This is a genomic window from Amycolatopsis sp. NPDC049868 (assembly GCF_044461365.1).
GTDB lineage: Bacteria > Actinomycetota > Actinomycetes > Mycobacteriales > Pseudonocardiaceae > Amycolatopsis.
In genome coordinates, this window is record NZ_JBITKV010000003.1 from 873,998 (window position 1) to 888,229 (window position 14,232).

The window sequence follows — 14,232 nt, forward strand, 5'->3', positions numbered from 1 at the left end:
ATGGCTTTTTCATGAGCGCTCCCCAGGCCGAGGTCACCGACGCCCCCGACCGGGGCGAACCGGCCGTGCAGCTGACCGGGATCACGAAGCGATTCCCCGGTGTCGTGGCCAACTCCGACGTCAACCTCACCGTCACCAAGGGCGAGGTGCACGCCGTCTGCGGCGAGAACGGCGCGGGCAAATCGACCCTGATGAAGATCCTCTACGGCATGCAGCAGCCGGACGAGGGCGACATCGCGATCAACGGCGAACCGGTGAAACTGCGCAACCCGCAGGACGCCATCAAGACCGGGATCGGGATGGTCCACCAGCACTTCATGCTGGCCGACAACCTGACCGTCGGGGAGAACGTCTTCCTCGGCGCGGAGAACCTGCACGGCATCGGCCGGGCGGCGAGGGCGAAGCTGGCGGAACTCGCCGAACGCGTCGGCCTGCGCGCCCGCCCGGACGCGCTGCTGGAAGAGCTCGGCGTCGCCGACCGCCAGCGCGTGGAGATCGTCAAGGTGCTCTACCGCGGCGCGCGGATCATCATCCTCGACGAGCCCACCGCGGTGCTCGTCCCGCAGGAGGTCGACGCGCTGTTCGAGACCGTCCGCGCCATGCAGAAGGACGGCTTCACCTTCATCTTCATCTCGCACAAGCTCGACGAGGTGCGCGCGATCGCCGACACGGTCACCGTGATCCGCCGCGGCACCACCGTCGGCACGGCGGATCCGAAGACGATCACCTCACGTCAGCTGGCCGAGATGATGGTCGGTTCGGAACTGCCCAGCCCGGAGACCCGCGAATCCACGGTGACCGACCGGGACGTCCTCCGCCTGGACGACGTTTGCCTGAGCGTCGAGGGTTCCGAGCGGAACGTGCTCGACCACATCTCCTTCACCGTGCACGCGGGTGAGGTGCTCGGGATCGCCGGCGTCGAGGGCAACGGCCAGACCGAACTCGTCGAGACGATCATGGGCATGCGCAAGGGCGGCGGCCGGATCGAGCTCACCGGGGCCGACGGCAAAGTCGTCGAACTGCACAAACTGGGGACGCTCGCCCGCCGCGAGGCCGGGATCGGCTATATCGCCGAAGACCGCACGCGGCACAGCCTCCTGCTCAGGCAACCCTTGTGGGTCAACCGGATCCTCGGTTACCAGACGCGCGAACCGGTCGCGAAAGGACAGTTGCTCGACATCGACGGCGCGCGGGACGACACCCGCCGGATCGTCGAGGAGTACGACGTCCGCACGCCGGGTATCGACGTCCCCGCCGCCGCGCTTTCGGGTGGTAACCAGCAGAAGCTGATCGTCGGACGCGAACTTTCCGGCAACCCCGTCCTGCTGATCGCGTCGCATCCGACGCGCGGTGTCGACGTCGGCGCGCAGGCGCTGATCTGGGAACAGATCCGCCAGGCGCGCGCCGCCGGGCTGGCCGTCCTGCTGGTTTCGGCCGACCTCGACGAGCTGATCGGGCTTTCCGACACCATCCAGGTCATGCTGCGCGGACGGCTGGTCGGCGAGGCCGATCCCGCGACCGTGACCCCGCAGGAACTGGGCTCCGCTATGACGGGTGCCTCCGAAGACAGTGAAGAAGGTGCAGCGTGAGTAGCTGGCGTACGAGGCTGCTGCCGCCTCTGCTCGCGATCGTTTTCGCGGTCATCCTGACAGCCATCGCGCTGATCATCTCGGGTGCGGATCCGCTCCAGGCCTACGGCACGATGATCGGCCAGCTCTTCAAGGGCTCGACGGCCGTCGACACGGTGAACCTGGCGACGGTCTACTACCTGTCCGGGCTCGCGGTGGCCATCGGCTTCCAGATGAACCTCTTCAACATCGGTGTCGAAGGCCAGTACCGGTTCGCCGCCATCGTCACCGCCATCATCGGCGGGGCGCTGCAGCTGCCGCCGGTGATCCACGTGATCGCGATCCTGATCGTCGCGGTGGCCAGCGGCATGCTCTACGCGGCCATCCCCGCCGTGCTGAAGGTGACCCGCGGCGTTTCCGAGGTCATCTCGACGATCATGCTGAACGCGATCGTCGGCGGCATCGTGGCGTTCCTGGTCAACGCGGACCAGTTCGGCGTGCAGACCGGCAACAACATCGCCACCCGGGAGATCGCCGAGACCGGCCGGATCCCCGGTATCCCGATCGGGCCCGGTGAGCTGTTCGGCTTCGTGTTCATCGCGGCGCTGATCGGCGCGGCCTACTGGTTCATGCTCAACCGGACCCGGTTCGGCTTCGAGCTCAAGGCCTCCGGCGAATCGACGACGGCCGCCGCGGCGGGTGGCGTCAACGCCAAGAAGATGACGCTGATCGCGATGCTGCTTTCCGGTGGTGTCGCCGGTCTGGTCGCGATGCCGGAACTGCTCGGCCGCGATTTCAGCTACGGCATCACCTCGACCCAGATGTACGGCTTCACCGGCATCGCGGTCGCCCTGCTCGGGCGTAACCACCCGGCCGGGATCGCGCTGGGCGCCCTGCTGTGGGCGTTCCTCGACCGGTCCGCCGTTTCGCTGGAGCAGATCAACGTGTCCAAAGAGATCGCCACGATCATGCAGGGCGTGATCGTGCTGTCGGTCGTCATCGCGTACGAGATCGTGCGCCGCGCCGACCTGGCCGCCGAGCAACGCCGCGTGGGTCGCGCGCTGGCGGGCAACGGCCGCAAGGGTTCCAGCGTGTCCGAGGGAGGTGCGGTGTGACCACCGCGGACGTTCTTTCGCCCAACACGGGCGGGACCACCATGCCGGTGAAGCCGCCGAAGCGGCGTATCCCCGGCTGGCTCAAGGGAGCCATCTGGGGTCTGCTGGCGGTCGGTGTGCTCGCGATCGCGTCGTACGCCACCGGCGTCAACACGCTGACCTCGACCAACACCGCGCATACCGCGTTGCGGCTGGCGCTGCCGATCCTGCTGTGCGCGCTCGGCGGCCTCTGGGCCGAACGCGCGGGCGTGATCAACATCGGCCTCGAAGGCATGATGATCCTCGGCACCTGGGGTGCCGCGTGGGGCGCTTACCACGGCGGGGTCTGGGCCGGGCTGATCTCGGCGGTCGTGTTCGGCGCGCTCGGCGGGCTGCTGCACGCCGTCGCGACGGTGACCTTCAACGTCAACCACATCGTCTCCGGTGTGGCGATCAACCTGCTCGGTCTCGGTGTCGCGAAGTACCTGGCGAACCTGGTGTTCACCCCGCTTTCGGGGAACCCGCGCCAGTCGCCGCCGGTGCCGAAGTTCGACACGTACTCGGCGACGTTCCTCTCGGACTGGTTGTCGGACCTGGAAAAGATGCAACGCGTCTTCATCTCCGACCTCGCCGGCATCCTCAACGGCCTGATCACCGAGGTCGCGCCGCTGACGATGATCGCGATCGCGCTGGTCCCGATCAGCTACTTCGTGCTGTGGCGGACGAGGTTCGGCCTGCGGCTGCGGTCCTGCGGTGAGAACCCGGTGGCGGCCGAATCCCTCGGCGTGAACGTCTACCTGCACAAGTACGTCGCCATGATCATCTCCGGCGGGCTCGCCGGTATGGGTGGCGCGTCGCTGGTGCTGCTCGCGGGTGGCGCGGACTACCTGGAGAACCAGACCAACAACCGCGGTTACATCGGCCTCGCGGCGATGATCTTCGGCAACTGGCGGCCGGGCGGCCTGCTCGGCGGCGCGGCGCTGTTCGGGTACGCGGACGGTCTCCAGCTCGCCGGTGGCGGTACCGCGGTGCTCGCGCTGCTGTACGGCGCGGTGATCCTGCTGGCCGTGATCGTGGCGGTGCAGCTGTTCCGCCGTCAGTGGATCGCCGCCGGGCTCGGTGTCGTCGGCGCCGGCCTGCTGTACGCGATCTACTGGACCAACGACGACCTGCCCAGCGACCTCATCCCGTACACCGCGCACTTCGTGACGCTGATCGTGCTGGCGGTGGCTTCGCAGCGGCTACGGCCGCCGAAGGCGGATGGCGCCCTGTACCGGCGAGGTGAGGACTGACATGGCGGAGTACGACTGGGAAGCCTTGCGGGCTCAGGCCATCGAGGCGGCGAAGTCGGCGTACGCGCCGTACTCTGGCCTGCACGTCGGTGTCGCGGCGGTGGTGGACGACGGCCGGATCGTCGTCGGCTGCAACGTCGAGAACGCTTCGTACGGCTTGGGAATGTGCGCGGAATGCACGATGGCGGGGCAGCTGCGGCTGACCGGCGGTGGCAAGCTCGTCGCCGTCGCGTGCCGCAGCGGTGAAGGCGCGCTGCTGATGCCGTGCGGACGCTGCCGCCAGATCCTGTTCGAGCACGGTGGTTCCGACTGCCTGGTGGACACCCCGAGCGGCATCCTGCCGATGTCTTCGGTGCTGCCGGACGCTTTCGGACCGGATGATCTGCCATGAGCGCGTTCGCCGCTGTCGACGTCATCCGCGCGAAGCGGGACGGCGGACGGCTGTCCGACGAGCAGATCGACTGGACGATCGACGCGTACACGCGCGGCGACATCGCCGAGGAACAGATGGCCGCGCTCGCGATGGCCATCTTCCTGCGGGGGATGGACTCCGGCGAGATCGCGCGCTGGACCGGCGCGATGATCTCGTCGGGGGAGCGGCTGGACCTGAAGGTCAGCCGTCCGACGATCGACAAGCATTCGACCGGCGGCGTCGGCGACAAGATCACGCTTCCGCTGGCGCCGCTCGTCGCGGCCTGTGGCGCGGCCGTGCCGCAGCTGTCCGGGCGCGGGCTCGGGCACACCGGCGGGACGCTGGACAAACTGGAGTCGATTCCAGGCTGGCGTGCCTCTTTGTCGACATCGGAGATCATCCGGCAGCTCGACGAGGTCGGCGCGGTGGTCTGCGCGGCCACTGAAGGGCTGGCTCCCGCGGACAAGAAGCTGTACGCGCTGCGGGACGTGACTTCGACGGTGGAGTCGATCCCGCTGATCGCGAGCTCGATCATGAGCAAGAAGATCGCCGAGGGCTCGGCCGGGCTGGTGCTCGACGTGAAGACGGGTTCGGGCGCGTTCATGAAGACGCTCCCGCAGGCCCGTGAACTCGCGCGGACGCTGGTGGAGATCGGGACCGCGCACGGCGTCGCGACGACGGCGCTGATCACGGACATGAACGTGCCCTTGGGCTATGCCGTCGGCAACGCGATCGAGGTCGCGGAGTCGGTCGACGTGCTGCGCGGCGGCGGTCCGGCCGACGTCGTCGAGCTGACCGTGGCTTTGGCGCGGGAGATGCTGGCGCTGGCCGGATTGTCCGATGTGGACCCGGCCGCGGTGCTCGCGTCGGGAAAGGCCTACGAGACGTGGTGCCGGATGATCGCCGCGCAGGGCGGGGATCCGGAGGCCGCTTTGCCGCGGCCCAAGCACGTGCACGTGGTGGAAGCGCCTTCGGATGGGGTTTTGTCGCGTTTGGACGCTTACTCGGTCGGGGTCGCCGCTTGGCGGCTCGGGGCCGGGCGGGCGCGCAAGGAGGATCCGGTGCAGGCCGCGGCGGGTGTGCTGTGCCTGGCGAAGCCGGGTGACAACGTTTCGGCCGGGCAGCCGCTGCTGGAACTGCACACCGATACGCCCGATGCTGTTCCTTCGGCTCTCGCTGCGCTCGAAGACGCCTACGCGGTCGCCTCTGCGGAGGCCTCGGCCTCCGCTCCGCTCGTCCTGGAGACCGTGCGCCCCTGACCTGCGTTTAGCGGGCTAAACGCTATCCGTCGGCGGTGCTGGCCCTGCTCGCGACCCCTGTGTCCTGAAGGCCCCCTTTGAGACGTTCAACGTCTCAAAGGGGGCCTTCAGGACATCCGCGCCCCGGGGGGTGGGCGGATCGCGATTAGCCCGCTAAACGCAGGTCGGTGCGGAGCCAGGCCGGAACAGCGTGAAGGCCCCCTTCCCTCAGCTCAGCCGAGGGAAGGGGGCCTTCACGCGCTCAAGAGAGCGTCAGTCGGTGGTCTCGTCGGCGCCGTCGGCCTTCGCCTTGGCGTCGGCCGCCTTGGGCGCCCGGCCGTTGCGCGAGCTGCGCCGCGGCTGACGCGGGGCGGGCGGCGGCGGGGAGATCTGCTGCACGGCCGGTCCGCCGCCGAGCATCAGCTCCGCGAAGGTCGCCATGGCCTCGTCCAGCTGGCCGCCGATCCGGCGCACGGACTCGTCGTTGCTCTTGCGCACCAGCGAGTCGACCGAGTCGGTGTCCGGCTGCTTCTGCAGGGTGCTCTCGACCTTCGACAGACCGGAGCGGATCGAGCCGTCGAGGTCGCCGAGGCGCCCGGTGAAGCCGTCCTCGACCTTGTCGAGCCGCTCGGCCAGGTCGTCGAGCCGCGAGGTGACCTTCTCCAGGCGGTCGCCCAGGCCGTCGAGGCGATCCGAAGCGTCGACCATCTCGCCGGTCTCGGTCAGCGCGGTCTTGAGCGCCTCGGTGTTCGCGGTGAGGCTTTCCTTGGTGGCCTTGTCGAGGTTCTCGACGCGGGTGCGCAGCTCGCGGTCGACGGTGTCGACGCGGTCCCGCAGGGTGGACTCGGCCTGCTCGACGCGCTCGCGCACCGGGCCGATCACCGACTGCGGCAGCGAGTCGGTCTTCACGTCCTGCTTGTCGAGGTGCGCGCCGAGCTCGTCGAGACGGCGGTGGATGTTCTGGAGCTTGTCCTCGAGCCCGTCCATCCGGCCCCCGACGCCTTCCAGACGCGCGGCCATGCCGTCGAGGCGGCCGTCGAGCTGAGCGAACGGCTTGGCCAGCTTGTCGACGATGCTTTCGACGGCGCGGGTCAGCGCGGCGATCGCGGTGTCCTGCGCTTCGAGCCGCGACATGGTCTCGTCGAGACGCTCGGCGAGCACGCTGGTCTCGGTGCGGTCGGGCATCTCGGAGAGCCGCTTGCGCACCGCGCCGAGCGAGTCGACCGGGGCCAGACGTGCGTAGATGTCGTCGAGCGCGTCGAAGATCTGCTGCTGTTCGCTCTCACGCACTTCGGCCGCGCGCACCAGCATGTTGCGCATCCGGTCGAAGGACGGGGCTGCAATGTGGTTGTCAGTGGTCACTGCGGTGTCCTTCGTGGGCGGGGAAATGGGAGGGACGTGACGTGAAGCTTATCCATTGCGAAATTGCTCTGCGTATGGCCCCCGGGTATCGGACAATGCCGAGCTCTGCCCTGATGGCCGATTCAGCCGGTGATCCACAAAGCCGAGGGTTAAGTCAAGCATGAGACTTACAGCCATGTAGGGGAATGACAAGCTGGTTACCGTTACGTATGTCCTCTGAAAGCAGCAGACCCGGCATCCCCCAGGCGGTACTGGCCCGCGCTCCCAAGGTTCTCCTCCACGACCACCTGGACGGTGGATTGCGTCCCGCCACCGTCGCCGAACTCGCCGAACAGACCGGCTACGAAGCCTTGCCGGCCACCGATCCCGTGGAACTCGGCCGATGGTTCCGCGAGGCCGCCGATTCCGGCTCCCTCGTCTCGTACCTTGAGACGTTCGCGCATACCTGCGGTGTCATGCAGACCGAGGAAGCGCTGGTCAGAGTGGCCGCCGAGGCGGTGGAAGACCTCGCGGCCGACGGCGTCGTCTACGCCGAGGTGCGTTATGCCCCCGAACTCTTCGTCGAACGCGGACTGTCACTCGATGCGGTGGTCGAGGCGATTCAGGCCGGGTTCGCCGAAGGTGAACGGAGAGTGGCGGCCGACGGCGGCCGGATCCGCGTCGGGACGTTGCTCTGCGCGATGCGCCAGCACGCCAGGGCGCTGGAGATCGCCGGCCTCGCCGTGCGCTACCGCGACGCCGGCGTGGTCGGGTTCGACATCGCCGGACCGGAAGACGGATTTCCGCCTACCAGAAATCTCGACGCATTCGAGTTCCTGCGGACGAATAATGCGCATTTCACCATTCATGCCGGGGAGGCGTTCGGGCTCGCGTCCATTTGGGAGGCGATTCAGCATTGCGGCGCGGAGCGGCTGGGCCACGGCGTGCGCATCGTCGACGACATCAAGACCGGCAGTGACGGCACGGTCCATTTGGGACGGTTGGCCGCCTACGTCCGCGACCGGCGGATCCCCCTCGAGATCTGCCCCACGTCCAATGTCCAGACGGGAGCGGCGCGCTCGATCGGCGAGCATCCCATCGGCCTGCTCGCCAGGCTGCGGTTCCGGGTCACCGTCAACACCGACAACCGGCTGATGAGCGGCTGCTCGATGACCAGCGAATTCGCGGCACTGAGCGAGGCGTTCGGCTTCGGGTTGCCCGATCTCGAGTGGTTCACGATCAATGCGATGAAATCCGCCTTCCTCGATTTCGACCAGCGGCTCGACATCATCAACACGGTCATCAAGCCCGGGTACGCGGCCTTGCGTTAGTTAGCAGCGACAACTATCGTTCACTATGTAGGAGAACTATCTCAAATAGTGAAACGGTGGCGGAGATGACGCAGGTCGTGGACGTGGGGATCGGCGGCAAACGGCGCTGGCTCATCCTCGCGCTCGGCCTCGCCGCGCAGACCGCGAGCTGTTCGTTCCTCTACGGGCTCCCGTTCCTGGTGCCGTCGATGCAGCGTGCGGAGGGTCTTACGCTCGCCGAAGCGGGAACCGTGGTCGCGGCGCCGAGCCTTGGCCTGCTGTTCACCTTGATCCTGTGGGGCGCGGCCGCGGACCGTTACGGAGAGCGTTTGGTAATGGCCCTCGGACTCGGCGTCTCGGGGTTACTCCTCGTGTACGCGGCCGCCGGTGATCACTCGCTCGGGACCCTCTTTGGGGTGTTCTTGCTCGCCGGCGCGAGCACCGCGTCAGTGAACGCCGCGAGCGGCCGGGCCGTCCTGGGCTGGTTCGGCCCGGCCGAACGCGGTTTCGCGATGGGCATCCGCCAGATGGCCCAGCCGCTCGGGGTGGGCGTCGCCGCCTTCGGTCTCCCGCCGCTCGCGGACCGCTGGGGGTTCCAGGTCTCGCTTCTGCTGCCCGCGCTGACCGCGCTCGGTGTCGCGCTCCTGGTCGCCTGGCTCCTGGTCGACCCGCCGCGCCCGGAGGCCGAAGCGGGCAAGGGGGAGAAACCGCCGTCGCCGTACCGGAGGCCGGCGTTGTGGCGGGTCCACGGCGCGAGCGCGCTGCTCGTCGTCCCGCAGTTCACGGTCTCCGCGTTCACCCCCGTGTACCTGGTGACCATGCACGGCTGGACGGCGGCGTCCGCGGGCTGGTTCGTCGGCGCCGTCCAGATCCTCGGCGCGCTGGGCAGGCTGGTGTCGGGCTACTGGTCCGACCGCGTCGGCAGCAGGCTGCGGCCGATGCGGCAGCTGGCGATCACGAGCGCCGCGGTGATGCTGCTGGTCGCGCTCGGCGACGCGACGTGGCCGTGGCTGGTACTGCCGGCGCTCGTCCTGGCCGCGGTGATCACCGTGTCCGACAACGGGCTCGGGTTCACCGCGTCGGCCGAGATGGCCGGGCTCGCGTGGGCGGGGCGGGCGATGGGCACGCAGAACACCGGCCAGAACATCGCCGCCGCGCTGACACCGCCGATGCTGGGCCTCGTGATCGGTGATTCGCGGTACGCGCTGGCCTTCTGCGTCGCCGCGGTGTTCCCCGCGTTGGCCGTGGCGCTGGTGCCGGTCAGAGACGAAAAGAGCCCCTCAGGACGAACCTGAGGGGCCCTTTCACGGGTGGATCAGAGAACCGTGAGGCGGTTTTCGAAGGTCTCGACGAGCTTCCGCCACTCGGACTGCTCGGCGTCGAACGGAGCGCTCGGCTCAAGCCGCGACGGGTCCGGCCGCAGGACGAACGACACCAGCCAGCCGAGGCTTTCGTTGGCGGCCAGCGCGGTTTCGACGCTGTCGTCTTCGGCCCACTCGGCGGCGTCGGTGATCAGCTCGACGGCCAGCTCCAGCTGGGTCGGGTCGATCGACTCCGGGCCTTCGGCGATGTCGTCGGCGATCCCGTTGAGCACGTAGGTGTTCTCGGTGTCGACCTCGATCTCGAGCTCGCCCGCGGTGGCCTTCGTGGTCACCTCGTCCCAAGTGGACACTCCGGCGAGGTCGTTGTCCGCCAGCTCCTTGCCGTCCGCGATCGCGCGGATGAGGGCCTTCTCGGAGGTGAAGACGTCGATCTCGCCTTCGCTGCCGAGGAAGATCGGCTTGTCGTCGAGGTAGCAGCGCAGCGTGTAGTACTCGGCGCCCGAGGTGATGATCTTGATCGGGTCGATGCCGACCTCGCCCCAGAAGCCGACGGGCTCGTCGTCTTCCTCGTCTTCGTCGTCATCGTCCACGAGGTCCGCGTCGGCGGCGGCCGCTTCGGCCTCGGCGGACTCCGCGAGGAAGGTCGCGAGCTCCTCCGCCGTCTGCTCCAGCACCTTCTCGTCGACGTCGGGGACGGTCACCAGGCCGTCGATCGCGTCGAGGACGGTGTCCCACTTCTCGGAGACCGCCTGCGACAGGTCCGCCCAGAGGCGCTCGCCGTCGCGGCCGGAGAAGGGCAGCGTGCCCTGGTCCAGCAGCGAGAAGCTCTCGTGCGCGTCGAGGACTTCGTGGACCTCGTCGAGCTCGCACACGTCCGCGAGCGAACGCACGATGCCGATGATCTCGGCCAGCTCGCCCAGCGTCCACTGGTCCGGCTTCTCGGCGACCAGCTCGGGGACGCCCACCAGGTCGTAGGTGTGGTCGTCGTCGGGGATGAGCTCGGGCACGTTCAGCGCCGGGACGACCTCCCACGCGGGGTGGTCGAGCAGGTCGTGCTGCTCGGAGGTCCGCACGAAGGCGGCGAGATGCGCGGCGTCCGGGAAGGCGTACAGGTCTTCCTCGTCGCCGAGGAAGGCTTCCCACTCCTCGCCGTCTTCCCGCCAGCGCGGCGCCCAGAGGGTGACGACGTCACCCTGTGGCAGGCCGAGTTCGATCGGGATGATGTCCTGTGCCATTCCTTTAGCCCTCTCGGATTACCGCCTGTGTGCGCGGCCGGGTGATGGTGCCCGGAAGGTGCGCGGTACCGCGAAGCCTACGGGTTTCCGCCGATGGGCGCGATCACCCCTGGGCAAGAAGCGACCAACGGATGGCACGATAGGCCTTCTGATGACACTTACAGACCTCCTGCCTGCGGATCCCGACCCCGACTCGCTGTTCGAAGCCTTCTCCACCTGGACGGCCGAGCGCGGGCTGGAGCTGTACCCCGCGCAGGAAGAGGCCATCATCGAGGTGGTCTCCGGGGCGAACCTGATCCTGTCGACTCCGACGGGCTCCGGTAAGAGCCTGGTCGCCGTCGGGGCGCACTTCACCGCGCTCGCCCACGGCCGCCGCAGCTACTACACGGCACCCATCAAGGCGCTCGTCTCGGAGAAGTTCTTCCAGCTCATCGAGATCTTCGGCGCGGACAACGTCGGCATGATGACCGGCGACTCGGCGGTCAACGCCGACGCGCCGATCATCTGCTGCACGGCGGAAATCCTGGCGAACATGGCGTTGCGCTTCGGTGCCGACGCGCCGGTCGGGCAGGTCATCGCGGACGAGTTCCACTTCTATTCGGAGCCGGATCGCGGCTGGGCCTGGCAGGTGCCGCTGCTGGAACTGCCGAAGGCACAGTTCGTGCTGATGTCGGCCACGCTGGGCGACGTCTCGTTCTTCGAGAAGGACCTCACCCGCCGGACCGGCCGCCCGACGGCGGTGGTCACCTCGGTGGAGCGGCCGGTGCCGCTCACCTTCCGCTACGCGCTGACGCCGTTGCACGAGACGATGTCCGAACTGCTCAACGGCGGGCAGTCGCCGGTCTACGTCGTGCACTTCTCGCAGGCCGCGGCGATCGAGCGCGCGCAGACGCTGATGAGCATCAACGTCACCTCGAAGGCGGAGAAGGAGGCCATCGCCGAGATGCTCGGCGACTTCCGCTTCTCGGCCGGGTTCGGGAAGACGCTGTCGAGGCTGGTCCGGCACGGTATCGGCGTGCACCACGCCGGCATGCTGCCGAAGTACCGGCGCCTCGTCGAGCAGCTGGCGCAAGCCGGGCTGCTGAAGGTGATCTGCGGGACCGACACGCTCGGCGTCGGCATCAACGTACCGATCCGCACAGTGGTCTTTTCAGCGCTGACGAAGTACGACGGCGTGCGGCAACGGCATCTCAAGGCGCGCGAGTTCCACCAGATCGCCGGGCGCGCGGGCCGCGCCGGGTACGACACCGACGGCTACGTCGTCGTGCAGGCGCCGGACCACGTCGTCGAAAACGCCAAGGCGCTGGAGAAGGCGGGCGACGATCCCAAGAAGAAAAAGAAGATCGTCCGCAAGAAGGCCCCCGAAGGGTTCGTCAACTGGACGGAGAGCACCTTCGACCGGCTGATCGCGGCGGAGCCGGAACCGCTGACGTCGAGTTTCCACGTCAGCCACTCGATGCTGCTGAACGTGATCTCCCGGCCGGGCAACGCGTTCGACTCGATGCGGCATCTGCTGGAGGACAACCACTCCGACCGGCCCGCCCAGCGGAAACTGATCCTGCGCGCGATCGCGATCTACCGCGCGCTGCTCGCGGCCGGTGTCGTGGAACGACTCGACGAGCCCGACGAGCAGGGCCGCATCGTCCGGCTGACCGTGGACCTGCAGTTCGATTTCGCGCTGAACCAGCCGCTTTCGCCGTTCGCGCTGGCGGCGATCGAACTCCTCGACGTCGAGTCGCCGTCCTATCCGCTCGACGTCGTGTCCATTGTGGAATCCACTGTGGACAATCCGAGGCCGGTGCTGTCGCAGCAGCAGTTCAAGGCGCGCGGCGAGGCCGTGCAGGCGATGAAGGCCGAGGGCATCGAGTACGACGAGCGGATGGAGCTGCTCGAAAACGTCACGTACCCGAAGCCGCTGGAGGAACTGCTGGAGGCGGCGTATTCCCGCTACCGGCAGGGGCATCCGTGGGTCGAGGACTACGAGCTCAAGCCGAAGTCCGTCGTGCGCGACATGTACGAGCGCGCGATGAACTTCGTGGAGTACATCGGCTTCTACCAGCTCGCCCGCTCGGAAGGGCTGGTGCTGCGGTACCTCACCGACACCTACGACTCGCTGCGGCACACGGTGCCCGACGAGGCCAAGAACGAGGGGTTGCAGGACCTCATCGAATGGCTCGGCGAACTCGTGCGCCAGGTCGACTCCAGCCTCCTGGACGAGTGGGAGGCCTTGCGGCATCCGGAAGAGGAAGGCCCGGTCTCGACGCGGCCGCCGTCCGAGCCGCCCGCGGTCACGCGGAACGAGCGGGCGTTCCGGGTGCTCGTGCGGAACGAGCTGTTCCGCCGGGTGGAGCTGGCTTCGCGACGGGCCTACGACACGCTGGGCGAACTCGACGCCGCGTCGGGCTGGGACGCGGACGCGTGGGAAGACGCCGTCGAGGACTACTACGACGAGCACGAAACCCTCGGTATCGGGCCGGACGCGCGCGGGCCGAAGCTGCTGATCATCGAGCAGGAGGCGGAGATCTGGCGGGTGCGGCAGATCTTCGACGACCCGGCGGGTGACCACGACTGGGGTATCAGCGCGGAGATCGACCTGGCGGCTTCGGACGAGGCTGGCTCGGCGGTCGTCCGGATCACGGCGGTGGACCAGCTCTGACGCGGGCCGCTTCTCCTCGCTCACGGATGCAATGAACGGTCCTTTCCTTGCAAATTTCGCAAGGAAAGGACCGTTCCTAGCGTGCGGGGGCGGCTTCCCGGGTGAGCAGACGGCGGCGGCGGACCAGCCGCACGGTCAGCACGACCAGGGACAGCGCGGGCAGCGGATAGCCCAGGAGCAGGCCCACCGTGATGTCGGTGAGCGGCGCGAGGACCGCGGCGACGAAAACCCATGTAGGTGCCGTCGGGAGTTTCGCGCCGGTCCGGACCTTGCCCCACGGCTTCGCCACCGAAAGCCACGTCTGGAAAGCCAGCGCGCTCGCCATCAGCGCGGTTCCGGCGACCAGCGCCACCGGCGGCGGGTCACCGGCCCGCGCCGCGCCGACGGAATCCCGCAAAGCGCCCGACAGCAGGAAGATCCCGGCGTAGAGCTGGACGAGCGTGATCGCGAACTTCGCCAGCACCCACCAGTGCCGGGTGAACCCCCAGGCCGTCGCCGCGGCGAGCATGAAGCCGGTGAAGGCCGACGCGTTGGCCAGCGGAGCCAGCAGGAACGAGTCGATCTCGTGCGCCATCGACGTCGCCGCGACGCGGATCTCGCCGTCCTCGCTCGTGCGGCCGATCGCCAGGAGGGTGAACAGGGCCAAGGCTTGGCCCATCCAGCCCACCGAAGTGACGACGTGCAGCCACACGGTCAGCTGTCGCCACGTCTTCGTCCGCATGGCGCACAGGTTCGCGTGACCGCCCGGTCCGGCGCATCGGGGA

At 68.3% G+C, this 14,232-nt stretch carries 11 protein-coding genes; 8 read left to right on the forward strand and 3 right to left on the reverse strand.

The features are described 5' to 3' along the window. The first annotated feature begins 11 nt into the window (after window positions 1-11). From ACIBTM_RS17790 to ACIBTM_RS17810, 5 genes are read left to right on the forward strand one after another with little or no spacing between them, the layout of a single operon-like run. Window positions 12-1,589 (forward strand): ABC transporter ATP-binding protein, encoded by a 1,578-nt coding sequence (locus ACIBTM_RS17790; RefSeq protein ID WP_395877776.1) that lies wholly within the window; start codon window positions 12-14, stop codon window positions 1,587-1,589. After that, complete coding sequence (locus ACIBTM_RS17795) at window positions 1,586-2,683, forward strand: ABC transporter permease (RefSeq protein ID WP_395877778.1); 1,098 nt, start codon at window positions 1,586-1,588, stop codon at window positions 2,681-2,683. Before ACIBTM_RS17790 ends, ACIBTM_RS17795 begins: the two co-directional genes overlap by 4 nt. Further along, a complete protein-coding gene (locus ACIBTM_RS17800; protein ID WP_395877780.1) occupies window positions 2,680-3,954 on the forward strand; it encodes an ABC transporter permease in 1,275 nt (424 codons plus the stop codon). The genes ACIBTM_RS17795 and ACIBTM_RS17800 overlap by 4 nt, the downstream gene beginning before the upstream one ends. 1 nt (window position 3,955) lies before the next feature. Then, window positions 3,956-4,345, forward strand: coding sequence for a cytidine deaminase (locus ACIBTM_RS17805; protein ID WP_395877782.1), 390 nt, complete (start codon window positions 3,956-3,958; stop codon window positions 4,343-4,345). After that, window positions 4,342-5,625, forward strand: a complete 1,284-nt coding sequence (locus ACIBTM_RS17810) for a thymidine phosphorylase (protein ID WP_395877784.1) — start codon at window positions 4,342-4,344, stop codon at window positions 5,623-5,625. The genes ACIBTM_RS17805 and ACIBTM_RS17810 overlap by 4 nt, the downstream gene beginning before the upstream one ends. Window positions 5,626-5,877: 252 nt before the next feature. On the opposite strand, the gene ACIBTM_RS17815 is transcribed toward ACIBTM_RS17810, so the two are convergent. Beyond that, window positions 5,878-6,966 (reverse strand): PA containing protein, encoded by a 1,089-nt coding sequence (locus ACIBTM_RS17815; protein ID WP_395877786.1) that lies wholly within the window; start codon window positions 6,964-6,966, stop codon window positions 5,878-5,880. Between the two features lie 209 nt (window positions 6,967-7,175). Between ACIBTM_RS17815 and ACIBTM_RS17820 the strand changes: the two genes are divergently transcribed. Together ACIBTM_RS17820 and ACIBTM_RS17825 are read left to right on the forward strand one after the other, a co-directional pair. Further along, window positions 7,176-8,276, forward strand: a complete 1,101-nt coding sequence (locus ACIBTM_RS17820) for an adenosine deaminase (protein WP_395877788.1) — start codon at window positions 7,176-7,178, stop codon at window positions 8,274-8,276. Window positions 8,277-8,341: 65 nt separating this feature from the next. Further along, window positions 8,342-9,550 carry an MFS transporter gene (locus ACIBTM_RS17825; RefSeq protein WP_395877790.1) on the forward strand — a complete coding sequence of 403 codons (1,209 nt, stop codon included), beginning with the start codon at window positions 8,342-8,344 and terminating at the stop codon, window positions 9,548-9,550. Between the two features lie 20 nt (window positions 9,551-9,570). Here the strand turns inward: ACIBTM_RS17825 and ACIBTM_RS17830 are convergent, their stop codons facing one another. Continuing rightward, the gene (locus ACIBTM_RS17830; protein WP_395877792.1) at window positions 9,571-10,812 is read right to left on the reverse strand and encodes a primosomal protein; all 1,242 of its coding nucleotides are present in this window, start codon (window positions 10,810-10,812) and stop codon (window positions 9,571-9,573) included. A gap of 151 nt (window positions 10,813-10,963) precedes the next feature. Here ACIBTM_RS17830 and ACIBTM_RS17835 point away from each other — a divergent pair, with 151 nt between their 5' ends. Continuing rightward, window positions 10,964-13,468 (forward strand): DEAD/DEAH box helicase, encoded by a 2,505-nt coding sequence (locus ACIBTM_RS17835; protein ID WP_395877794.1) that lies wholly within the window; start codon window positions 10,964-10,966, stop codon window positions 13,466-13,468. Window positions 13,469-13,544: 76 nt separating this feature from the next. On the opposite strand, the gene ACIBTM_RS17840 is transcribed toward ACIBTM_RS17835, so the two are convergent. Further along, on the reverse strand, window positions 13,545-14,189 hold the full coding sequence (locus tag ACIBTM_RS17840; protein WP_395877796.1) for a hypothetical protein: 645 nt from the start codon (window positions 14,187-14,189) through the stop codon (window positions 13,545-13,547). Window positions 14,190-14,232 lie beyond the last annotated feature (43 nt).